The organism is Collinsella intestinalis DSM 13280, from assembly GCF_000156175.1.
Taxonomy (GTDB): Bacteria; Actinomycetota; Coriobacteriia; order Coriobacteriales; family Coriobacteriaceae; genus Collinsella; species Collinsella intestinalis.
On the sequence record NZ_GG692710.1, the window covers coordinates 178,041 to 200,042 of the forward strand.

General features: G+C 64.2%; 19 protein-coding genes. All 19 read left to right on the top strand.

Annotated elements, in window-relative coordinates; genetic code table 11:
• Positions 1–160: 160 nt before the first annotated feature.
• The 19 genes from COLINT_RS00765 to COLINT_RS00850 all read left to right on the top strand — a co-directional run bounded on the left by COLINT_RS00765 (position 161) and on the right by COLINT_RS00850 (position 22,002).
• Positions 161–1,642, top strand: coding sequence for a DUF1846 domain-containing protein (locus COLINT_RS00765; RefSeq protein WP_006722384.1), 1,482 nt, complete (start codon positions 161–163; stop codon positions 1,640–1,642).
• 110 nt (positions 1,643–1,752) lie between these two features.
• On the top strand, positions 1,753–2,658 hold the full coding sequence (xerD, locus tag COLINT_RS00770) for a site-specific tyrosine recombinase XerD (protein ID WP_039910207.1): 906 nt from the start codon (positions 1,753–1,755) through the stop codon (positions 2,656–2,658).
• Between the two features lie 343 nt (positions 2,659–3,001).
• Positions 3,002–3,436, top strand: coding sequence for a division/cell wall cluster transcriptional repressor MraZ (locus COLINT_RS00775; protein ID WP_006722386.1), 435 nt, complete (start codon positions 3,002–3,004; stop codon positions 3,434–3,436).
• 15 nt (positions 3,437–3,451) lie between these two features.
• Positions 3,452–4,429 carry a 16S rRNA (cytosine(1402)-N(4))-methyltransferase RsmH gene (gene rsmH / locus COLINT_RS00780; protein ID WP_006722387.1) on the top strand — a complete coding sequence of 326 codons (978 nt, stop codon included), beginning with the start codon at positions 3,452–3,454 and terminating at the stop codon, positions 4,427–4,429.
• 67 nt (positions 4,430–4,496) lie between these two features.
• Complete coding sequence (locus tag COLINT_RS00785) at positions 4,497–4,925, top strand: hypothetical protein (RefSeq protein ID WP_006722388.1); 429 nt, start codon at positions 4,497–4,499, stop codon at positions 4,923–4,925.
• Positions 4,926–4,940: 15 nt separating this feature from the next.
• Positions 4,941–6,776 (top strand): peptidoglycan D,D-transpeptidase FtsI family protein, encoded by a 1,836-nt coding sequence (locus tag COLINT_RS00790; RefSeq protein ID WP_156780283.1) that lies wholly within the window; start codon positions 4,941–4,943, stop codon positions 6,774–6,776.
• A gap of 84 nt (positions 6,777–6,860) precedes the next feature.
• A complete protein-coding gene (locus COLINT_RS00795; RefSeq protein WP_006722390.1) occupies positions 6,861–8,309 on the top strand; it encodes a UDP-N-acetylmuramoyl-tripeptide--D-alanyl-D-alanine ligase in 1,449 nt (482 codons plus the stop codon).
• Positions 8,299–9,330 (top strand): phospho-N-acetylmuramoyl-pentapeptide-transferase, encoded by a 1,032-nt coding sequence (mraY, locus tag COLINT_RS00800; protein WP_006722391.1) that lies wholly within the window; start codon positions 8,299–8,301, stop codon positions 9,328–9,330. The genes COLINT_RS00795 and mraY overlap by 11 nt, the downstream gene beginning before the upstream one ends.
• 8 nt (positions 9,331–9,338) lie before the next feature.
• Positions 9,339–10,745 carry a UDP-N-acetylmuramoyl-L-alanine--D-glutamate ligase gene (gene murD, locus COLINT_RS00805; RefSeq protein ID WP_006722392.1) on the top strand — a complete coding sequence of 469 codons (1,407 nt, stop codon included), beginning with the start codon at positions 9,339–9,341 and terminating at the stop codon, positions 10,743–10,745.
• A 5-nt stretch (positions 10,746–10,750) separates the two neighbouring features.
• The gene (gene ftsW / locus COLINT_RS00810; protein ID WP_006722393.1) at positions 10,751–12,457 is read left to right on the top strand and encodes a putative lipid II flippase FtsW; all 1,707 of its coding nucleotides are present in this window, start codon (positions 10,751–10,753) and stop codon (positions 12,455–12,457) included.
• Positions 12,447–13,577 carry a UDP-N-acetylglucosamine--N-acetylmuramyl-(pentapeptide) pyrophosphoryl-undecaprenol N-acetylglucosamine transferase gene (locus tag COLINT_RS00815; RefSeq protein WP_006722394.1) on the top strand — a complete coding sequence of 377 codons (1,131 nt, stop codon included), beginning with the start codon at positions 12,447–12,449 and terminating at the stop codon, positions 13,575–13,577. The genes ftsW and COLINT_RS00815 overlap by 11 nt, the downstream gene beginning before the upstream one ends.
• Positions 13,578–13,709: 132 nt before the next feature.
• Positions 13,710–15,134 (top strand): UDP-N-acetylmuramate--L-alanine ligase, encoded by a 1,425-nt coding sequence (murC, locus tag COLINT_RS00820; RefSeq protein ID WP_006722395.1) that lies wholly within the window; start codon positions 13,710–13,712, stop codon positions 15,132–15,134.
• 3 nt (positions 15,135–15,137) lie between these two features.
• Positions 15,138–16,049: a UDP-N-acetylmuramate dehydrogenase gene (gene murB / locus COLINT_RS00825; protein ID WP_006722396.1), complete on the top strand. Its 912-nt coding sequence runs from the start codon at positions 15,138–15,140 to the stop codon at positions 16,047–16,049.
• Between the two features lie 148 nt (positions 16,050–16,197).
• Positions 16,198–17,286 (top strand): cell division protein FtsQ/DivIB, encoded by a 1,089-nt coding sequence (locus COLINT_RS00830; protein WP_006722397.1) that lies wholly within the window; start codon positions 16,198–16,200, stop codon positions 17,284–17,286.
• Between the two features lie 232 nt (positions 17,287–17,518).
• The gene (gene ftsZ, locus COLINT_RS00835) at positions 17,519–18,646 is read left to right on the top strand and encodes a cell division protein FtsZ (protein ID WP_006722398.1); all 1,128 of its coding nucleotides are present in this window, start codon (positions 17,519–17,521) and stop codon (positions 18,644–18,646) included.
• A gap of 397 nt (positions 18,647–19,043) precedes the next feature.
• Positions 19,044–19,832: a polyphenol oxidase family protein gene (locus COLINT_RS00840; protein WP_006722400.1), complete on the top strand. Its 789-nt coding sequence runs from the start codon at positions 19,044–19,046 to the stop codon at positions 19,830–19,832.
• Positions 19,833–19,871: 39 nt separating this feature from the next.
• Positions 19,872–20,015, top strand: coding sequence for a hypothetical protein (locus tag COLINT_RS08430; protein ID WP_006722401.1), 144 nt, complete (start codon positions 19,872–19,874; stop codon positions 20,013–20,015).
• A 78-nt stretch (positions 20,016–20,093) separates the two neighbouring features.
• Entirely contained in the window at positions 20,094–20,936 is an 843-nt protein-coding gene (locus tag COLINT_RS00845; RefSeq protein ID WP_006722402.1) for a phosphate signaling complex PhoU family protein, read from the top strand.
• 133 nt (positions 20,937–21,069) lie between these two features.
• Positions 21,070–22,002 carry a phosphate ABC transporter substrate-binding protein gene (locus COLINT_RS00850; protein ID WP_233418301.1) on the top strand — a complete coding sequence of 311 codons (933 nt, stop codon included), beginning with the start codon at positions 21,070–21,072 and terminating at the stop codon, positions 22,000–22,002.

Consider the following 22,002-nt stretch of genomic DNA (forward strand, 5'->3'; position numbering starts at 1 on the left):
CTCGTGCGCCGTTCCCCATATGAGTGTTCGGCCCTGGCTGCGTGTGTATGAGACCGCGCGGCCGGGGCCGTTTGCGTGAAGAAACCCTGACCGCCCCCGCATGCGCGCGAATCTCGGCTAGACTGTTTCGGTACCGCCATGACAAAAAGGGAGCCGCCACATGCGCCAGGGTTTCGATAACGATATGTACATCGCCAGCCAGGCCGAGCACATCAAGGAGCGCATCGCCCAGTTCGGCGGCAAGCTCTACCTCGAGTTCGGCGGCAAGCTGTTCGACGATTTCCACGCAAGCCGCGTGCTGCCCGGCTTCGAGCCCGACAGCAAGTTTCGCATGCTCAAGAGCCTTGCGGATGACGTCGAGATCATCATTGCCATCAACGCGAATCATATCGAGAAGAACAAGGCCCGCGGCGACCTCGGCATCACCTACGACGAGGATGTCCTGCGCCTGGCCGACATCTTCCGGTCCAGCGGTTTCCTTGTGGGCGCCGTCGTGCTGACCCAGTACTCGGGCCAACCTGCGGCCGACCAGTTCCGCCGTCGTCTCAACATGTTGGGCATCACGTGCAAGCTGCACTACCCGATCGAGGGGTACCCGCACGATATCGACCTTATCGTGAGCGAGGAGGGTTACGGCAAGAACGAGTTCGTGGAGACCACGCGCCCGCTCGTCGTGGTGACCGCCCCCGGCCCCGGTTCCGGCAAGCTCGCCACCTGCCTGTCCCAGCTCTATCACGAGCACAAGCGCGGCGTTGCCGCCGGGTATGCCAAGTTCGAGACTTTCCCCGTGTGGAACCTCCCGCTCAACCATCCCGTCAACATCGCCTACGAGGCCGCCACGGTCGATTTGGACGACGCGAACATCATCGATCCGTTCCACCTCGAGGCGCACGGGCAGACCACGGTCAACTACAACCGCGATGTCGAGGCGTTCCCCGTGGTTAAGGCCCTGATGGAGAAGATTCTGGGCGAGAGCCCGTATCAGAGCCCCACCGACATGGGTGTCAACATGGTCGGTTACGCCATTTGCGACGATGAGGCTTGCCGCGAGGCCGCGCGCATGGAGATCGTGCGTCGTTACTTCACGGCCGCATCCGATGTCAAGCGCACCGGCAGCGGTCAGGAGCAGGTGGACAAGCTCAAGGCCATCATGCAGAAGGTGGGCGTGACCAACGACCAGTCCCCAGCGCGTTCCGCCGCGTTGCTCAAGGAGCAGACCACCGGCGCGCCCGCCGGCGCCATGGTCCTGCCCGACGGTTCCGTGGTCACGGGCAAGACCTCCACGCGTCTGGGCGCGGCGAGCTCACTCATGATGAACGCGCTCAAGGCTGTGACTGGCGTCGACATGGAGCTCGAGGTCATCTCCAACGATGCCATCGAGCCCATCAGCCGCCTCAAGACCAGCCAGCTCGGCAGCGCCAACCCGCGCCTGCACCCCGAGGAGACGCTGATCGCCCTGTCCATCACCTCCGCATCCAGCGAGATCGCCGAGCGCGTGCTCGCCGGCCTGCCCAAGCTGCGCGGTTGTGATGCCTTCTTCTCGGTGATCATCTCCAGCTCCGATGAGGCGCTTTTCAAGAAGCTCGGCATCAACGTGTGCTGCGAGCCCAAGTTCGAGCGCAGCGGGTATTACCATCGATAGGCCCGTCCGCATACATGCGTCTTGACCGCCCGCCGGTCCGCGACCCCGAGCAGGGTGTCGAGGACCGGCGGGCGTCTTACAATGGTCGAGTCGAAAGGAGGCGGACAGGCGTGACCGAGCTTGAGCGCTGTCGAGGCGAATACTTGAATCACCTGACGGTCGAGCGCAATTTGGCCGCCAACACCATCGCGGCGTACGAGCGCGACCTCAGAGCCTACCTTGCCTTTCTTGGAGAGCGCGGAACGCGCCGCCCGGATGATGTGATTCGCCGCGATGTGGAGGATTTCGTGGCCGCCAAGCGCGCCGACCATGCCGCGGATGCATCGGTGAACCGAGCGCTTTCCGCCGTCAAGGGGTTTCACCGGTTCATGGTTCGCGAGGGTCTCTCTTCGGTCAATCCCACGGCCACGTTGCGCGTTCCCAAAATGGGCGACCATCTGCCCGATGTGATTTCAATTGAGGCTGCCGAGCGCTTGCTCGACCAGGATTTTCCCGCAACGGCCGCCGGCATGAGGGACCGTGCGGTGCTCGAGGTGCTGTATGGATGCGGCCTGCGCGCCAGCGAGCTGTGCGGCCTGGACGTGAACGAGGTCTACCTGGATGAGGGATTCGTGCGCGTGATGGGCAAGGGCTCCAAGGAACGCTTGGTCCCGCTTGTGGGTACGGCACGGCGGGTTCTCGGTACCTATCTCGCCGAGGCGCGCTCGGAGCTGTTCTCCCACACGCGATCGGCTTCGGCGTCGGCCGCGGTGTTCTTGAATATGCGGGGCACGCGCCTTTCGCGTCAAAGCGTCCATGCGATTTGCGAGCGCTACGGACGTATGGTCGGGATCGATGGACTGCACCCGCACACCCTTCGACACTCCTTCGCAACGCATATGCTCGCAGGCGGTGCGGACCTGCGTGCCCTGCAGGAGATCTTGGGGCACGCGGATATCGCCACGACGCAGATTTACACCCATATCGACCGCACGCAGCTGCGCGAGGTCTATCTGGCGGCGCATCCACGCGCCTAGGATCGGGAGGCGTTTCGCGCCTTCGCCGGTGAGGGCTCGGTGGGAGGCTGCGACCACAAGTCGGGCACAATTTAAAAATCGCTTCAACCTCAACTAGAAGGTTTAACCTGGGAAAACGGCATCGAGTAGTGGTGCCGCATTGCAGTCAAAACACAATATCTTGTGTTGAGGGCAACACCTGTTCGCTGTCTCGTTTGGGGTCTGTGGGGGATAGTGGGGGAGTGTGGGGGAGAAAGTGGGAAAAAGTGTTGCGAAAGGGGAGTAGGCCCCATAGAATTGAAAACGTCGACGGCGGGGTGGCTCCCGCATATGCCCACGAGTAAGCCTAAGGGGGTGCGCGCCAGTGTATTTCAACGGTACCTACGATCGAAATCTCGATGCGAAGGGACGTTTGTCACTGCCGCCCGCCTTCAAAAAGCAGCTTGAGGAGCATGTGCGCGTCCTTCCTGCCCCTGAAAAGGAAGTCGACGCCCTGTACGTGTTCACTGAGGACACGTTCAAGGTTTGGCTTGACTCCGTGTTTGAGGCGAAGGGCGGGTTCGACCCCACCAACCGCTCTCATCGCATGGTCAAGGAGGCTCTGTACGGTGCGGCAATCACACTTGAAATAGACTCCGCCGCCCGCATCAGCCTTCCCGAAGCCGCCCGTAAGAAGGCGCACCTCGATCGCGAGGTCACGGTCGTCGGCAGCGATGACCGTCTGGTGATCTGGGATCGCGAGACCTACGCGGCACGTCAGGCCGAGACCGAGGACATCCTCGCGGACTTCTTCGACTAAAGGAGACGCCCCCACATGGACGCGAACAAGGCAGCAGGTACGTTGACACCTGAATATCGGCATGAACCCGTCATGCTCCAAGAAGTGCTCGAGCAGCTTCAGCTCAAGCCCGGCTCGGTCGTGTGCGATTGCACGCTCGGCGGCGCCGGTCACTCCGTCAGGATGGCCGAGCGCGTGGGCTCGGAAGGGCTGCTGCTCGGTGTCGATCAGGATGACATGGCGCTCGCGGCAGCGGGGAAGCGACTTGACGCTGAGGCCCCCGATACGCCGCACAAGCTCCTGAAGGGCAACTTTGGGGATTTGGATGAGCTCCTGTGCTCGGCGCAGGTGCCGGGCGTCGATGGATTCCTCTTCGACCTGGGCGTCTCGAGCCCGCAACTCGATATCCCTGGTAGGGGTTTCTCGTACAACGAGGACGCCCCGCTCGACATGCGTATGGATCCGGGAACCAACACCCTAAACGCAGCTGAGGTCTTGAACACCTATACCGAAGCCGACCTCGCCCGGATTCTTCGCATCTATGGAGAGGAGAAGTTCGCCCGCCAGATCGCCCGCGAGGTCGTGCGCCGCAGGCAGGAGAGCCCGCTCGTCTCCACGGGAGATTTCGTCGATGCCATCAAGGCCGGTATCCCGGCGGCTGCCCGCAGGCACGGAGGCCATCCGGCAAAGCGCAGCTTCCAGGCGATCCGCATCGAGGTCAACCATGAGCTCGATGTCCTCGAGCGCGGCCTCGAGGCCGCGATCCGCTGGCTGAACCCCGGTGGCCGCGTTTGCGTCATCTCCTACCATTCGCTGGAGGACCGCATCGTGAAGCGCCTGTTCCAGGAGCTTTCGAAGGGTTGCACCTGCCCGCCGGACATTCCGGTGTGCGTGTGCGGAAACGTGCCGATAGTCAAGGTCACCACCCGCAAACCCCTGGTTGCCACGGCCGAAGAGGTCGAGCGCAACCCCCGCGCCAGATCGGCCAAGATCCGCTGCGCCGAGCGTTTGTAGCTCGACCGCGCTTCACGGCCCCGGCGCATGTCATTTGTTATCTTCGCCTTAAGGAGGGCCGCATATCATGGGTTATTCCACCTCAAACGCAGCATATGCCTATGATGTGCGGTCCGAGGCGTACTCGGCGCCCGTCGCGCCCTCCCGTCCGAGCCTCGACGTCGTCCATGGCGCCGGCCGCCAGGCGAGCCAGGATGTCAGCCCTCAGTTCACCCACTGTGTGAAGGTGTTCGCCGTGCTCATGACGGTCTTCGTCGTCCTCGGCCTGTTCCGCGTCACCGTGGCGGGTTTCACCGCCGCCTCGCTCAACAGCGCCGCGACCCTTTCGAACAACCTCACCACCGCGCAGGAGGAGAGCTCCGATCTCGAGGTCATGCGCTCCGTGTACGGCTCATCCACGCGCATTCGCGATCTTGCGGAGGGGTACGGCATGGTTGCGGCCGAGGGTGGCGTGACGCTCGATTTCACCGAGTACGTAGACGCGGCGGCACAGTAGTAGGCGAGAGCACCCATGCCCCAAGATAGATACAACGGACGCGGCTCCGGCCGCACGGGCCGCCCTGCCAGGGGCGGTTCATCGCGTGATGCGCGTAGGTCCCCGCAGGGCGGCCGGACGCGCCGCGCCGCCTCGGGTCGCGCCTCCGAGCGCCGCGGTGCCGACGCACCTTCCGGCTGGCTCTCAACAGAGCTCGTCTCCCGTCATGGCTTGCTGGCCGGCGGCTTCCTCGCCGCCTCGGCGATCGTTCTCGCGCGCCTTTCCGAGATACAGATCTTCAACACCGATTGGTATCGCGAACAGGCAAATGCTCGTCGCGTGTCGAGTCAGACCCTCTACGCGAAGCGCGGCACGATCTACGACCGCAACGGTACGGTGTTGGTGTCGAGCATCGAATGCAAGAATGTCTATTTGAACCCGTCGCTCATCAAGAAGAAGCAGCGCCGCCGTGCGATCGACGCCCTCGTCGACGTGCTGGGCATGGATGAGGACGTGGTCGAGGACCTCGTCGATCGCGAGGGCACCTTCGTGTACGTCAAGCGGCAGGTCGATGAGGAGGATGCGGAGCTCCTTGCCAAGAAGGGCATCGCGGGCATCGAATTCGAGCCGGCGATCAAGCGCGTGTATCCCAACGGCAGTCTCGCCTCCCAGGTGCTCGGCGTCGTGAACGTCGACAACGAGGGCATCACGGGGCTCGAGAAGCAGTACAACGAAGTGTTGACGGGCGTGAACGGCTCGCTCATGCGCGAGCGCGCCCGCGACGGCTCGTTTATCGCCGGTGGTGCGTACGAGAAAGTCCCGGCCCAAGACGGCATGGACATCGTGCTCGGTATCGACGCCAACGTGCAGCGAGTCGCCGAGGACGCCATCGCAGAGGCGGTCGAGCGCGTGGGAGCCACGTACGGGTCGATCATCGTGACGGACCCCACGACCGGCGAGATCATCGCCGCGTGCTCCTATCCGACCTACGACCCCACGGATCTGGCGTCCGCTTCCAACGCTTCGATGAACCTGCGTGTCGTGACCGACGTCTACGAGCCCGGTTCGGTCTTCAAGACCTTTGTCTCCGCCGCGGCTATCGAGCACAAGGGGCTGACGCCCGACACGACGTTCGATGTTCCCGCTGAGGTCCTTGTCGGCAGCGATATCGTTCGAGATGTCGATAAGCGCGGCGCGGCTATGACGATGAGCCTGCGCGAGATCCTGCGCCGCTCCTCCAACACCGGTATGGTCCTGGTGGGCGAGAAGCTCGGCGCCGATGCGTTTTCGGAGTATGTCATCGACGGGTTTCAATTTGGCAAGTCCACGGGCATCGATTTCCCGGGTGAATCGCTCGGTATCATCAAGAAGCGCTCGGAATACGACGGCGCGTCGCTGGGTTCCATGTCGTTTGGCCAGTCGCTGGCCGTCGAGCCCGTTCAGATGGTCCGCGCGATGAGCGCGATCGCCAACAAGGGAGTTATGACCACCCCGCATTTCCTCAAGACCCGTGCGGGCGAGGAGGTCGACTGGACCGACGGCGAGCATCGCGTCCTGTCCGAGGAGACGGCCGCCAGCGTCGCAGACATGATGCTGACCGTTGTGGACGAGGGCACGGGCATGGACGCCCAGATGCCCGGTTATGAGGTTTCGGGCAAGACCGGTACCGCCGAGCGCGCCGGCAAGGACGGTGGATACGAAGAGGGCAACAACATGGCTTCGTTCATGGGATTTGTCTCGACCAAGGATCCGCGCGTCCTGTGCTACGTGACTCTCGACGGCACGGCGGCCATGTCCTATGCGGCCACGCCGGTGTTCCGCAAGGTCATGGAGGAGGCCCTGCCCGCCCTTGGAATCAAGCCGACCCGATAGGTTCACACGCCCTGCACCACCTGGTGCGGACGGCGCGGTACCATACCAGGTTGCACGGTAAGCGCTTCAGAAAGGTTGCCACCCATGGTGGAGATTGCAGTCAAGTACCTTCAAAGCACCACGGGTGCCCGTTTCGTGGCGGGCGATCCGGATCGGGTTTGCCGCGGTGTCGAGATCGATTCGCGCGCGGTTACCCCCGACGCCGTGTTCGTCGCGTTCCCCGGTGAGCGCGTCGACGGCAACGCGTTCGCCCCCGCGGCCATCGAGGCCGGCGCGGGCGCTGTCGTCATGACGTGCGAGCCCACGCGTGAGCTTGTCGACCTTGCGCTCGAACATGGTTCTTCCATCCTCGTCGCCGAGGATCCGACCGAGTTTCTCCTGCGCCTGGCACAGGGCTATCGCGCGCGCCTGCGCTGTACGGTCATCGGCATCACGGGTTCGATCGGCAAGACCACGACCAAGGACGTGCTGGCAGCATGCCTCGCCAAGCGCTATCGCGTGCATGCCACGGCCGGCAATTTCAACAGTCTGATCGGGCTGCCCCTTACCATCCTGTCCGCTCCCGCTGACACGCAGATGCTCGTACTCGAGATGGGCATGAGCGATTTTGGCGAGATCGAGCGCCTGTCTCGGTGCGCTCAGCCCACCTTTGGCATCATCACCAAGGTCGGCACTTCCCATATCGGCATGCTCGGCAGCCGCGAGGGCATCGCGCGGGCCAAGGCCGAGATCGTGTCCGGCATGCCCGCCAGCGCCGAGAATTTCGAGGGCAACCATTCCGCCCTCGTCCTGCACGGCGAGGACGATTTCACGCCGTTCATCATCGAGAACTTCGCCCGTCCCGCCGGCCTTGACGTGGTGCTTGCCGGCACCTCGACCGATGACGACGTCTGCGCGACGCATATCGAGCTCGACGAGGACGGATGCCCCGTTTTCGACCTCACGTTCGAGGACGGCTCGAGTTTCAAGACGCGCCTTTCCGTTCCCGGTGCGCAGTCCGTTCCCAACGCGCTGTTCGCCGCTGCGGTTGCCCATCGCCTCGGTGTGCCCGGCTTTGAGATCGACGAGGCTTTTGGCGAGCTCCAGATGACCGGTCGCCGCACCCAGGTGCGCCATGCGGCGTGCGGTGCTCGCGTGATCGACGACTCGTACAACGCCAGCCCCGAGTCCATGGCCGCCGGCCTCAACCTGTTCTCAACGCTGCCCTGCACGGGTTCGCGCATCGCCGTTCTCGGCGAGATGGGGGAGCTGGGCGATGACGCCGAACGCCTCCACGCGCTCGTCGGCGCCTATGCCGCGGCCAAGCGTCCGTCGATGCTGATCTGCGTGGGCGGCGAAAACGCCCGGGTGATGGCGGACGCGGCGCGTCTCATGGGGCTCGATGAAGGTGATGTCCAGGTCGTTCCCTCCTGCGATGCGCTGATCAGGCGTTATGCGGGCGTCATGGGCGAGCGCGACCTCGTATTGGTGAAGGGCTCGCGTTTCGTCGGGCTCGATCGTTTCGTGGAAGAGGTGTGTGCCGATGCTCGGTAACCCTGCCTATCCCACCTATCAGGTGTTCCTTGCCATTCTCGTCTCCGCGCTCATCGCGGGGCTCGTCATGCCCCTGTGGATTCGCCTGCTCAAGATCGACGGCATCGGTCAGCAGATCCGCGCCGACGGCCCGCAGTCGCATCTCGTGAAGGCCGGCACCCCCACCATGGGCGGTGTCATCATCCTCTTGGCCGTGTGCCTGACCTGCCTGATCATGGCCAAGCCCACGACCGAGCTTTTTCTGGCCGTCGGCGCGACGCTCGCCACCGGCGCCCTGGGCCTGTTCGACGATGTGACCAAGGTCGTGCAGAAGCGTTCGCTCGGCCTGACGCCCACGGGCAAGATGATCGGCCTTACCGCCATCGTGCTCGTGTTCTTCGTCATCGCGGTCAACTTCTGCGGCGTCGGCGCGGCGATTCGCTTCCCGGGCGGCTTCGCCATCGACTTGGGCGTGCTCACGTCGACGTTCACCTTCGGCGATACGGTCATCAAGATTCCGTGGCTCTATCTCATCTTTGTGTTCTTGCTGCTCGCGGGTATGTCCAACGCGGTCAACCTCACGGACGGCCTCGACGGACTCGCCGGCGGTACGGTTATGATGGCCATGCTCGTCATGGCCGCCATCGGATTCCTTCGCGGTGACGTCAATCTCGCCATCTTCTGCGCGGCCTGTGCCGGCGGTTGCATCGGCTTCTTGTGGTACAACGCCTACCCCGCCCAGATTTTCATGGGCGACACCGGCTCCCTTGCCCTGGGCGGTGCCCTGGCCGCCGTCGCCGTGCTCACGAATACCGAGGTCGTCTCACTCGTTGTGGGCGCCCTGTTCATCGCCGAGACCCTCTCCGTGATGATCCAGGTCATCAGCTTCAAGGCCACGGGCAAGCGCGTCTTCCTCATGGCCCCCATCCATCATCACTTCGAGAAGAAGGGCTGGGCAGAGACAAAGGTCGTCATCCGCTTCTGGATCGTGTCCGCTGCGTGCGGCGCCCTCGGCCTCGCGCTCTTCTTCCAGCTTGGTTAGGAATACCTATGCCCCTGCCGCAACAATTCACGCTGCTCGTTCTCGGACAGGGCGGCACGGGTCTCGAGCTCGCCTCGTGGGCTGCGTCTCATCTTGGTGAGCGTGTGACGTCCGTGACTGTGTATGGTGGGGCTTCTTCGGCCCCCACCGAGCGCACGACCGCTCTCGAGGCGGCCGGCGTCGCTTTCGTCTACGGCACCGAGGAGGTCGCCGGAACATTCGATATCTGCGTCGCGAGCCCGGGGATATCCGAGTTCGGCGAGTTTTTCCGCAGCGCGCGTGCCGCCAGCTCCCAGATCATGGGCGAGCCCGAGTTCGCATGGCTGCTGTCGCCCGAGCGTTGGTGCGCAATCACCGGCACCAACGGCAAGACGACGGTCACGAGTCTGACCGACGAGCTGCTGCGCGCCTCGGGGCTCGACAGCGTCGCGGTCGGCAACATCGGCAACGCGCCCATCCACGAGGTTGATCGGCGCGAGGAGGGGGAGTGGTTCGTCGCCGAGCTCTCCAGCTATCAGCTCGCCACGACCGAGGCATTCCATCCGCGCGTCGCCGTGCTTTTGAATCTTTCGCCCGATCATCTCGCCTGGCACCGTTCGCACGAGAACTACGCCCTGGCGAAAATTCGCATGTTCAAAAACATGGATGACGGCGATATCGCCATCGTCAACGTCGAGGACGAGGGCCTCTCACCGTATCTCGACCGTATCTGCGGTCCCGGGCGTCGTGTCTTGCATCTCGGGTTTGCCGACGACGGCGCCGCTGACGCCGCGTTCGTGCGCGACGACGTGCTCACGGTTCGCATGGCGGGCGATGAGCATGCGCTTGTGCGCGTTGACGAACTGCGCATCGTGGGCGCCCATAACGTCCTCAACGCGTTGGCGGCGTCCGCTGCGGCGCTTGCGTGCGGCGCCTCCGTTACGGGCGTTTGCTCCGGTCTTAGGGAGTTCAAGCCCCTTCCGCATCGACTTGAGCCCGTCGACACGGTCGACGGCGTGCGATATGTGAACGATTCCAAGGCCACGAACACCGACGCGGTCCTCACCGCTCTTGCCGCCTTTGACGGCGCGCGCATCGTTCTGCTGCTGGGCGGCTCCGATAAGGGGACGCCGCTTGAGGAGTTCATGGCGAAGGTCGCCTCCCGCGTCGCCTGCGTGGTCTGCTTTGGCGAGGCGCGCGAGCGCCTGCGCACGGCCCTCATGGATGCTCCTGGCGCGACGGACATCGATATCGCCGAGGCTGAGGACCTGCGCGATGCCGTCGATGTGGCGCGTTCGCTCGCGCAGCGCGGCGACACGGTTCTGCTTTCGCCCGCCTGCGCGTCGTTTGACGAGTTCTCCGGCTTTGAGGAGCGCGGCGAGGCATTTCGTTCGTATGTGGCCGATTTGGCCGCCCTGTCCGAGGCGGAGGCCTAGGAATCGTGTGGTTCTCTAAAACAAAGGAAAGCACAGCCGAGTCCGAGGCCCCGTCCGCCGGCGCGCGTTCGGCAGCTCGCCCCAAGGTCCGCCGCCGCGCTACGGCGACGAGCCATTCCGATTGGGGCGAGAAGTACATCGCGGGCGTTCCCGCCCGCATCATGCGTCCCCGCTTGGTCTTCCTGTCCTGCCTCATCGCCATTTGCATGTTCGGCTTGCTCATGATCTACTCAGCATCTTCCGTCGAGTCCCTGCAGGAGAACGGCAGCTCGTGGTTCTTCCTGTATCGCCAGGCGATCTTCATGTTCATCGGCTTCGTGCTGTTCGCCGTGATCGGCAGTAGGTTGCTGCCGTGGCCGCTCTTTCGATCCAAGCTCGTCTGGGGAGTGTGGTTCGGAGTGCTCGTGCTGCTCATCGCGGTGCTTTTCCTCGGCCAGGGCGCCGAGGAGTGGGGTGCTTCGCGCTGGATCGACCTCGGATTCTTCAACCTGCAGCCCGCCGAGGTCGCCAAGCCGGTGATCATCGTCTTGACGGCCAAGATCTTTGCCGATTACTTCGAGGACGGCACCATCGACACCCGTGCGTTCCTCATCCAGATGCTCATCATGCTCCCGATTCCGCTGTTCTTGATCTTCAAGGAGCCCGATCTGGGCACCACGATCATCATCGCGCTGACGGTGTTCGCCATCGCTATCTTGTGCGGGCTTCCCTGGCGCGTGGTCGCATTCGTCACCATCGCCGCGTTCGTGTTCGGCGCCGCTGCCATCGTCACCTCGCCGTATCGCGCCAAGCGCTTCCTCGCCTTCTTGGATCCGTGGAGTGACCCGTACGACACCGGCTACCAGGCGACGCTTGCCATCATGGCCTTCGCCTCAGGCGGCCTGTTCGGCCGTGGCATCGGCAACTCGACGATGAAGTACCACTACCTGCCCGAGGCCCACAACGACTACATCCTCGCCATCATCGGCGAGGAGCTCGGTTTTGTGGGGACCGCCATCTTCGTGTTGGTGTTTGTCGCCATGATCATCGCTGCGTTCTACATCTGTCGCGAGGCGCCGACGCTTCACGCGCAGCTGTTGGCGAGCGGCTGCACGATCATCCTTGCCGTGCAGTTCCTCATCAACGTCTTTGGCATCCTGGGCGTCATGCCCATGACCGGCAAGCCGCTGCCGTTCGTGAGCTACGGCGGCTCGTCGATTATCGCCTCGCTCGTGCTCGCTGCGCTGATATTCCGCGTCTCGGTCGAGAGCAACGTCGAGACCGCGGCCGATCGCCGCCGTTCCGGCATGGCCGTGATGGGGGAGCGTTCCGCCCGAGCATCTACGCGCCGTTCCGTGGGCTCCGGTGACGATGTGTCGGGCCATATCGGCCGCAGTACCGCCGGCGAGGCCCGCGTTCGTTCGACCCGCCGCGACGGGTCGGCTCCTCGTGCGGACCGCGCCGTTTCGAGCCGATCGGCGCTGAGCGTCTACGACGGCGGCCGGCAGGGCCGCGGTGAAGCGGCGCCGACCCGCCGAGAGTCGCGCGGCACCGCGGGCGGTTACGGCCGTATCGACCTTGGGTCGGATGCCGGGGAGCGCCTTCGCCCCCGTCAGGAACGCCCGCGAGTCGATTATCGCGGCGTCACGGGCGGAAATGCCCCGCGCCGCTCGGGTGACGGGCGTCCGCCCAGGGGGATGAACGATCGGGAAAGGGGTCGTTATGACCGATAAGCGTCAACTCACCGTCGCCATTGCCGCGGGCGGTACCGCGGGCCACGTCAATCCGGCGTTGGCCCTTGCCGACGAGCTCCGCGATCGGGGGCATGAGGTCCATTTCTTCGGAGAGAGCCGCCGCTTGGAAGGCACGCTCGTGCCCAAGGAGGGCTTCCCGTTCCATCCCGTCCACGTCACCGGTTTCGATCGCCGCCGCCCCTGGACGCTCGTGACCGCGCTCATGCATTTGTCACATGAAGAGCACCGCTTGATCGAGGCGTTCGGTTCGGGCGAGCTTCCCATGCCCGATGTCGCCATCGGATTTGGTGCCTACCTCGAGCTTCCCCTTATGCGCGCCGCCGCGAAGCTGGGGATTCCGATCGCCTTGCACGAGCAGAACTCCGTACCGGGTCTCGCGAACAAGCGCACGGCCAAGTCCGCGCGTCTCATAGCGCTGGGGCAGCCCGCCGCCGAGGACGTCATGCGCTCCTGCGCCGGACGTTCCTCCGAAGTGGTCTTTACCGGCAATCCCGTCCGTTCAAGCGTGCTCGAGGGCGATCGATCTCGCGGCCGCGTCGCGCTCGGTATCCCGCAAGACGCCACGGTCCTGCTGGTATTCGGCGGCTCCCTCGGCGCGCGCCATGTCAACGAGCGCCTGGCCTCCCTTAAACGCGAGCTGCTCGCCATCGAGGGGCTGCACGTGGTCCACTCCACCGGGAAGAACGGCTACGACGAGACGCTTCAGGCCCTCGACCTCACCGACGCAGAGGCCTCTCGATGGCGCGTGGTGCCCTACATCGACGATATGGGCGATACCCTCGCCGCCGCGGACCTCGTGGTCTCACGCGCCGGCGCGTCGTCGGTGGCCGAGATCGCCGCGCTCGCGGTCCCGTCCATCCTGGTTCCGTATCCGCTTGCGACGGCCGATCATCAGACCACCAACGCCCGTTTGCTGACCGATGCCGGAGCAGCGGTCAAGTTCTCCGACGGTGATATCGATGGAGATGCCTTCCGCGACGAGCTGCTCGGATTGCTGGGGGATGCACCGCGCCGCGCCTCCATGCGCGAGGCCGCGCGTGGGTTGGCGCAGGATAAGGCGGCCGCCATGCTTGCCGACCTCCTCGAGGGGATCGCGTAGGCGCGACAATCGAGCTTCACTTCATCTGGATTCGTCCGCGAAGGGATTGTGACCGTACGCATCCGTCTGCGGGTGCGCCGGCGATGGCGTATACTTAATGAGTTTATATGTACGAAACGACGAGGAGCTGCCATGCCGTCCATCGCTGTCCCTGAGGCGACCACCGCCCCGACCTTCAAGAGCGCCCACTTCATTGGCGTCGGCGGAGCCGGCATGAGCGGCATCGCGCTCGTTTTGCATGAGCGCGGCTGCAGGGTTACCGGTTCCGACCTTAAGACCTCCCGCTACATCCGCCAGCTCACCCGCGCGGGCGTTCCGATCCATGTCGGTCACGCCGCTTCGACCATCGATGAGTTCCAGCCCGACGTCGTGGTCGTCTCGACCGCGATCCCCGAGACCAACCCCGAGCTCGTGCGCGCCCGCGAGCTCGGCATTCCCGTGTGGCACCGCGCCAAGATGCTCTCCGCGCTCGGCTACGGCCGCACGACCGTCGCCTGCGCCGGCACCCACGGTAAGACGACCACGTCCTCCATGGTCGCCACCATGCTCGACCGCATGGAGCTCGACCCGAGCTTTTTGATCGGCGGTGTCGTGGAGGGTTACGGCACCAACGGCAAGAACGGCGACGGCGAGTACTTCGTCGTCGAGGCCGATGAGTCCGACAGCTCCTTCCTCTACCTCGACCCGCACGTGGTCATCGTGACCAACATCGAGGCCGACCATATGGACCACTACGACTCCTTGGAGCAGATCGAGGAGACCTTCTGCACGTTCATGGGCCTCGTGGGTGAGGATGGCACGGTCATCGTCTGCGGTGAGGACCCGCGCCTCGTCGAGCTGGCCCGCTCCTGTGGGCGCACTGTGTTCACCTACGGCGAGGGCGACGGCATGGACGTGTGCCTCAACCCGGCCGCCACGCGCCATGCCTTCGGCTCCGACTTCACCGTCACCCTTCCTGACGGTTCCAAGCGTGAGGTCTCCATTAAGAACAACCCCGGTCGCCATAACATGCTGAACGCTACTGCGGCCCTCACCGCCGCTTACGTGCTCGGCCTCAACACCGAGCGCGCCGCCGAGGCCCTCTCCACGTTCGAGGGCGCCCGTCGTCGTTTCACCCAGGTGGGCGAGGTGCGCGGTGTCACCCTCGTCGACGATTACGGTCATCACCCGACCGAGGTCCGCGCCACGCTCGCCGCGGCCAAGTCCCTCGACTTCCAGCACGTCGATGTGGTTTTCCAGCCGCATCGCTACTCGCGTCTCCAGGCGCTGTGCGACGACTTCGTGGACGCCTTCGCCGATGCCGACACGGTCATTCTCGTTGATGTCTTCCCCGCGGGCGAAATGCCCATCCCCGGTGTCACCAGCAAGATGCTGGCCGATAAGATTCGCGCCGCCCATCCCGGCAAGTCCGTCTACTACGTGTCCGATCATGCGGCGCTCATGGCTCGCATCGACGACGTCGCCCAGGCCGGCGATCTGCTCATCACGATGGGCGCCGGTGACATCACCACCGTCGGTCCCGAGTATCTCGAGCACGTCGCGAACGAGGCAGAGTAGCCCATGGGTGCGTTCAACGCGATGATGGCCCTCTCGGGCATGATCGACACGGATGTCATCGAGAACGAGAAGCTCGCACGCCACACCAGCTATCGCATCGGCGGTAAGGCCGACCTCTTTGTGACTTGCCACAGCTACCATTCGCTGCGCCGCACGATCGAGGTGTTGGCCCGCGAGCGCGTCCCGTGGGTCATCATCGGCAAGGGCTCGAACCTGCTTGTCGCGGATGCCGGGTATCGCGGTGCTGTGATTACACTTGGCAGTGAGTTCTCCCGCTTCGTGGTCGGGGAGGACGGTTGCACCATCACCGTCGGCGCCGGTGCGATTCTGGCTCGCCTGGTGAACGAGGCGCTCTCGCGCGAGTTGACGGGCCTCGAGTTCGCCGTGGGCATCCCGGGCACGGTCGGAGGCGCCATCTCCATGAACGCCGGTTCGCGCACCGAGTGGATCGGTTCGCTCGTCCGTGACGTGGTCACGTACAAGCCAGGCGAGGGCATCCGTCATTATTCCGGCGAGCAGATCGCGTGGGGGTACCGCCTCTGCGGTCTTCCCCACGACGAGATCGTGCTCGAGGCTACGCTCGAGCTCGAGCAGGCGACCAAGGACGATATCCGCGCCCGGATGGAGCGCGCCCTCACGCGCCGTCGCCGTACGCAGCCGCTGGGGGTTCCCTCATGTGGGTCGGTCTTCAAGAACCCGCCCGATCGCGCGGTCGGCGCCATGATCGAGGAATGCGGATTAAAGGGTTTTTGCCAGGGCGGGGCGGAGGTCTCGTCGGTTCACGCTAACTTTATCGTGAACAAGGGCGCCGCCACGGCGGCAGACGTTGAGGCGGTCATCCGCCATGTGCATGCGAAGGTAAGGGAGACGTATGGGGTCGAGCTTCAGCCGGAAGTCAAGTTCCTCGGCTTCTAAGACGCCGAAGCCCACGTATCGTCGCGCATCCGCGGCGGGCAAGGGCCAGGCCTCGGCCCGTCCCGCCTCGTCTGTATCGCCAAAGACCCCGCGTCCGCGGACCGCGCCCGCAAAGGCTGTATCTCGCCCTGCCGCCAAGCCGCGCGTGATGGCCAAGGCCGCGCCAAAATCGCTGAAGTCCGTCGGAGAGAAGACCGTCGGCGGCATCAAGGGCGCTGGCAAGGCCGCGGCCAAGCCCATCGCCAAAACCTCCCTCAAGCAAGCTGTCCCTGCTGTCAAGATCCCCGCTTCCAAGCTTCCCAAGACTGTGAGCCCCAAAGCGGGTGCCGTTGCGGGTCCAAAAAAGGCCGTGTCGTCCGTCATGGCTTCCGCGGCGTCCGCTGCGGGTGGCCTTGCCGGCCGCATCCCGCGGCCCAAGATCAATCCCGGCAAGGCCCTCATCGTCATCGGCGTCGTGTTCGCGCTCTTCCTCGCCGGCTTCATCCTGGCCAATTCACCGTTGTTCGCCGCAACGGACATCCAGGTCAAGGGTTCCGACCATGTTGAGGTCGAGACAGCGCGCGCCCTCATCGAGGTCCCGGAGGGCACCACGATGTTCAATGTCGACGAGAAGGCGATATACGACTCGCTCAAGGCGATTCCCTGGGTCAAGGGAGTCGATGTTAAGCGTGAATGGCCGCACACCCTCGTCGTGACCCCCGTCGAGCGCAAGATGCGCGCCATCGCCTTCATAACCGCCGACGAGGTGGCATGGGCGATCGGCGAAGACGGCACCTGGATCGCGCCGTTGAGCCTGGTTGTTGCCGTGGATGCCGAGGGTAACGAGGTCGCGTTGAACGACGACGGCTCGGTGCCAGAGGGCGCAGCGCAACTGCCCGCGTTCGAGGCCGCGCTGCGCATCGCGCAGGACTCCGGCAGCCTGCTGCTCACTGACGTCCCGAGCGACATTTCGCCCAAGGGGGGAGAGCCGGTCAACGCCAAGGTCGTCCTCGCCGGTCTCGATTACGCCAATGGCTTCTCCGACGAGTTCGTCGCGCAGATCAAGGACATCTCCGTCGCATCGGTCGAGGCCATCTCGGCCAATCTCGTATCCGGCGTGGAGGTCTCGCTGGGCAAGCCGCAAAACATCGTGGAGAAGGAGCGCGTGGTGACCAAGCTCCTCGCCGAGCATCAGGGGGTCACGTACATCAATGTGCGTGAGCCCGGCGCCTACACGTTCCGCAGCACACCGCTGTAGGACGCGCAGTCCGCATTCGCGCAGCTACCGCTTGCGCTCGGTGAACGGTCTCGTAGCTATACCTGCGGAAATGGCAAACGTTCCACATTCTGACCAGCGCGGTTTGACTTACATCCGTGTTTTGTGCAAACATAACACGGTTTATCTCGACTTTTAATCTCTACTTGAGGGTTAACGTCGTGACGATCGCCTGTAGACAGGCTTGCCAATAGTAGTGTTCGGAGGACCGCACATGCACGAGAACGAGATCAACAACTACCTTGCTGTCATCAAGGTCGTCGGCGTGGGCGGCGGCGGCACGAACGCCGTGAACCGCATGATCGAGGAGGGTATCCGCGGCGTCGAGTTCGTCGCCATCAACACGGACGCCCAGGCCCTCGCCATTTCCGATGCGGACATCAAGGTCCACATCGGCACCGACATCACTCGCGGTCTCGGCGCTGGTGCCAACCCCGAGGTCGGTCGCAAGGCCGCCGAGGAGAGCCGTGACGATATCGCCGAGGCGCTCGCTGGCGCCGACATGGTGTTCATCACCTGCGGCGAGGGTGGTGGCACCGGTACGGGCGCCGCTCCCATCGTTGCCGACATCGCGATGAACGACGTGGGCGCGCTGACCGTTGCCGTTGTTACCAAGCCGTTCACCTTTGAGGGCCGCAAGCGTAAGAACTCCGCCGAGGAGGGCATCAAGACGCTCGCCGAGTCTGTCGACACCATGATCGTCATCCCGAATGACCGTCTGCTCGACATCGCCGAGAAGAAGACCACCATGCTCGAGGCCTTCACCACGGCCGATGGCGTTCTGTCTCAGGGCACCCAGGGTATCACCGACCTGATCACCGTCCCCGGCGTCATCAACCTCGACTTCGCCGACGTCAAGACGATCATGAAGCAGGCCGGCACCGCCATGATGGGCATCGGCGTCGCTTCCGGCGACACCCGTGCCGTCGATGCTGCTCAGCAGGCCATTTCCAGCCCGCTGCTCGAGAGCTCCGTGGACGGCGCCACGCGCGTCCTGCTCTCCATCGCCGGCTCCAAGGACCTCGGCATCCAGGAGATCAACGACGCCGCCGATCTCGTGGCCAACGCGGTCGATCCCGACGCCAACATCATCTTCGGTACCGTCGTGGACGAGTCCCTCGGTGACCAGGTGCGCATCACTGTCATCGCCACCGGCTTCTCCGATTCCAACGTGAACCGTCAGGACGAGCTGTTCGCCGCTTCCAAGGCTCCGCGTTCCGACCGCGGCTCCGAGCCCACGGCCGCTCCCGCCGCCACGCGCAACATCGGCGGCACCGAGCTCCCGAACTTCGGTAACGACCAGTTCGAGCTGCCCGATTTCCTCAAGCGCGGTAACTTCTAAGGCAAGCGGGCTTTCCAGCGACATTCGTCAAGCTTGAGTCATGGGGTGAGCGGTGTATCCGCCCGCCCCATTTTCATGCCCCGCTTCGATTGGTTGGACCACCCCGCTTCGATTGGCTGGAACCGCCCCAGGCGATGTCGAGCACGCGTCGACGCTTAGCCGGGCGTCTGAGGGTGGTCGCGATGTGCTGCGCTGTTCCAAAGTGGCATATCGCGACCAAAAACACCCCTATTTGCAGCAAGAAATGGTCGAGAATTGCCACGCTGTGACAACGTGGCAATTCTCGACCATTTCTCTCCGGCCCCTGTTCAATTGCGGGACGCGGTGTTCGGATCGCGGATTGCGGAGGCGCAGGGGTAGAATCTTCAACATCATTTGCAGAGGAGGAAGGCGTTTCATGGGACAGTTCAACCGCAACGACTACGACGGCCTTGTGCTCAACGAGTTTCATGACGGAACTGTTGCTGCGGCGTTTACCGAGCGCACGGGCGGCGCTTCCGAGTCGCCGTATGCCTCTTTGAACCTCGGTTCCCATGTGGGGGACGACCTGGCTGCCGTGATGGAGAATCGCCGCCGCGTGCTCGCGGCGCTCGGGTGCGCCGGCGATTTCGAGCTGCTGCTCGTGCCCAACCAAGTGCACGGCGATTGCGTCGCCGTCGTTCGGGAGGGCTCGGATGATGAGCTCGCCCGCGTGCGCGAGCAAATAGCCGAGGGTTCCGATGCCATTGTGTGCGTCGCCGCGCATGTCCCGGTGATGCTGTGCTTCGCCGACTGCGTGCCGGTTGTGCTCACCTGCCCAGGCGGGTTCGCGGTCATTCACTCGGGATGGAAGGGGACGATCGCCCGCATCTCGGCCAAAGCTGCGAGCATCCTGTGCGAGACCGCAGCATGCCCTGCAGGCTCCGTTCGGGCATATATCGGTCCGTATATCCTCGGTGACGAATACGAGGTCTCCCAAGAGCTCATGGAGCGTTTTTGCGCGGAGTTCGGGTGGGTCAACGTGGGGGATTCCCGCATGCTCGATCTCGGCCGTGCGATCAGGCAGGCCCTCGTCGAGACAGGGGTACCTGAGGATGCCATCTGCGACCTCGGTCTCTCGACCGTTCGATGCAACGACCGCTTTTTCTCTTATCGTGCGGAGAAGGGGACGTGCGGGCGCCATGCGGCGGTCGCGGTCATGGTGTAGCTCCGAGAAATCGCGTTCGTTGCGCACGGTAAGGTCATCGTGCCCAACATCCTCGTGGCGCATCGCCATCCCGCCGTGCGCCGTCACCCCGCCGCGCACCGCCATCCCGCCGCGCACCGCGGTCCCATCGTGTACCGCAACTTTACGCTGCATCGCATCCAGACGAACTTTTCATTCTCCTGACATTGCGTTTACGCGCCCGAGGGGTGCGCGCGGCTAGACTCGGCTGCGTGTGTGATACGCCCGTCGAAAAGGATCGCTATGCGCAAGCTCTTCTCACGTCAGCTCATCGAGGCCCGCCACGAGATGCTCTCCATCTTCGAGGCCATTGACCTCACCCTGCACGATGCCGTCAACGCCTTTATGGTCGACGATAAGGAGCTGGCCCGCCGCGCCCAGCAGGCGACGCTGGCGATCGATGCCCGCAGCGCGAACCTCGAGGCCGTGTGCTACAACCTCATTGCCACTCAGAGCCCGGTCGCGTCCGACTTTCGCCTGCTCCAGACGATCATTTACGTCAATTTCAACCTCCAGCGCATGAGCGACAAGGTTCGTCGTATCGCCCGCGCCGCCAAGCGCAAAGTCAACAACGATATCGAGCTGCCGACCGAGCTGGTCGATCTCATTCAGCGCGAGTCCGAGTGCGTGTACCGCGTCCTGGGCGCCTCTGCTTCCGCCCTGGTCAACAACGACCTTGCCGCCATGGCGGACCTCGCGCAGCGCGACGATGAGGTGCACGAGGTGTACGAGCGCTTCTTTCGTACGTACAACCGCATGGACGCCGAGGAGCTCGCCGACGACGCCTCCCTGGACGACCTGCGCCGCGTCATCATGGTCTCCCGCTATCTGGATCGTATCGCCGCCATCTCCATCGACGCGGCGTTCCGCATCGCCTTCCTGCTGACCGGTCAGCGCTGGAGCGTGGCGGACCTCATCGAGACCGATGAGGGCGAGCTCGAGAGCATGCGCATCCCCTCCGGCGAGGGCGTGACGCTCGACCCGGTCCGCGATGCCCGAGCTGTGGCGTCCCTGGCTCCCGACGAGGTGGGTGGTAAGCTTGCCTCGCTCATCCGCGAGGTCGAATCCGAGGATGGTGGCGAATAGGGGCAAGGCGCACTGGAAATCCCAGCGCTGGGCGGTTGCGCGCTTAAAATTTGATACCATGAATCGAACATTGCGCGGGCGCATGGGCGTCCGCGCGTTTGCGTCTATCGCTCGAAGAGATCGGAGTCCCTCCGTGCGACGTTCACGTCATGCCTGTCCGGGCGCGGCGCCCCATCCCTTGGGTGCGCATCGCTGCTCGGGAGGCGCGCACTGCGCCCTGCCGTTCAGGGCGTCTCGGCTGTTCATCACGGCCGCCCTGTCCCTTTCCACCATGCTCGCCCTGACGTCGTGCAGCTCGGGAACGTCGACGGAGTCGATCACCGTCGCGGGTTCGACGACCTGCCTGCCGATCGCAGAACAGGCGGCCGAGCTGTTCAAGGAGGAGACCGGAACCGGCGTCCTCGTGAGCGGCCTGGGCTCTTCCGCCGGCATCGAGGCCGTCTCCACCGGCACCGCCGAGATCGCGACGTCCTCTCGCGGCCTGAACGCCGAGGAGCAAAAACTCGGCCTCACCACGATCCCCGTCGCCCATGACGGCATCGCCGTGATCGTGAACACCGCCAACCCCGTTCAGAACCTCTCCATCGAACAGCTGCGCGGCATCTACTCAGGCAAGATCTCCAACTGGAGCGAGGTGGGGGGAGAGGACCTGCCCATCCAGCTCGTGAATCGCGACGAGGCCTCCGGCACGCGCGAGGCCTTCAAGTCCATCGTCATGGATGGCGAGCCCTTCGACCGTCGCGCCGCCGTTCTCTCCGGCACCGGCCAGGTGCGCGACGTCGTCAGTCGTTCCCGCGGCGCCATCGGCTACATCTCCATGGGCTTCGTGGAGTCCGCCTATGCCGAGACCGAGGTCCGCGCCCTCAACGTGAACCACGTCGAGCCCCAGGAGAAGACCATCGCCTCCGGTGGCTATCCCATTTCCCGCGATCTGTACTTCTTCACCAAGGGCGAGCCCACGGGCGCAGCCGCTGAGTACATCGCCTACGTCCTGTCCGATGAGATGGACGATCAGATTCGCGAGGCCGGCTTCATCCCGGTCTCGGGCAACGCGGAGGGGGAGTGA

What these genes read in the sequence shown, in the direction of transcription:
- COLINT_RS00765 (WP_006722384.1), top strand. Translation starts at nt 161, where the DNA reads ATGCGCCAGGGTTTCGATAACGATATGTACATCGCCAGCCAGGCCGAG.
- rsmH (WP_006722387.1), top strand. Translation starts at nt 3,452, where the DNA reads ATGGACGCGAACAAGGCAGCAGGTACGTTGACACCTGAATATCGGCAT.
- COLINT_RS00785 (WP_006722388.1), top strand. Translation starts at nt 4,497, where the DNA reads ATGGGTTATTCCACCTCAAACGCAGCATATGCCTATGATGTGCGGTCC.
- COLINT_RS00790 (WP_156780283.1), top strand. Translation starts at nt 4,941, where the DNA reads ATGCCCCAAGATAGATACAACGGACGCGGCTCCGGCCGCACGGGCCGC.
- COLINT_RS00795 (WP_006722390.1), top strand. Translation starts at nt 6,861, where the DNA reads ATGGTGGAGATTGCAGTCAAGTACCTTCAAAGCACCACGGGTGCCCGT.
- mraY (WP_006722391.1), top strand. Translation starts at nt 8,299, where the DNA reads ATGCTCGGTAACCCTGCCTATCCCACCTATCAGGTGTTCCTTGCCATT.
- murD (WP_006722392.1), top strand. Translation starts at nt 9,339, where the DNA reads ATGCCCCTGCCGCAACAATTCACGCTGCTCGTTCTCGGACAGGGCGGC.
- COLINT_RS00815 (WP_006722394.1), top strand. Translation starts at nt 12,447, where the DNA reads ATGACCGATAAGCGTCAACTCACCGTCGCCATTGCCGCGGGCGGTACC.
- murC (WP_006722395.1), top strand. Translation starts at nt 13,710, where the DNA reads ATGCCGTCCATCGCTGTCCCTGAGGCGACCACCGCCCCGACCTTCAAG.
- murB (WP_006722396.1), top strand. Translation starts at nt 15,138, where the DNA reads ATGGGTGCGTTCAACGCGATGATGGCCCTCTCGGGCATGATCGACACG.
- COLINT_RS00830 (WP_006722397.1), top strand. Translation starts at nt 16,198, where the DNA reads ATGGCCAAGGCCGCGCCAAAATCGCTGAAGTCCGTCGGAGAGAAGACC.
- ftsZ (WP_006722398.1), top strand. Translation starts at nt 17,519, where the DNA reads ATGCACGAGAACGAGATCAACAACTACCTTGCTGTCATCAAGGTCGTC.
- COLINT_RS00840 (WP_006722400.1), top strand. Translation starts at nt 19,044, where the DNA reads ATGGGACAGTTCAACCGCAACGACTACGACGGCCTTGTGCTCAACGAG.
- COLINT_RS00845 (WP_006722402.1), top strand. Translation starts at nt 20,094, where the DNA reads ATGCGCAAGCTCTTCTCACGTCAGCTCATCGAGGCCCGCCACGAGATG.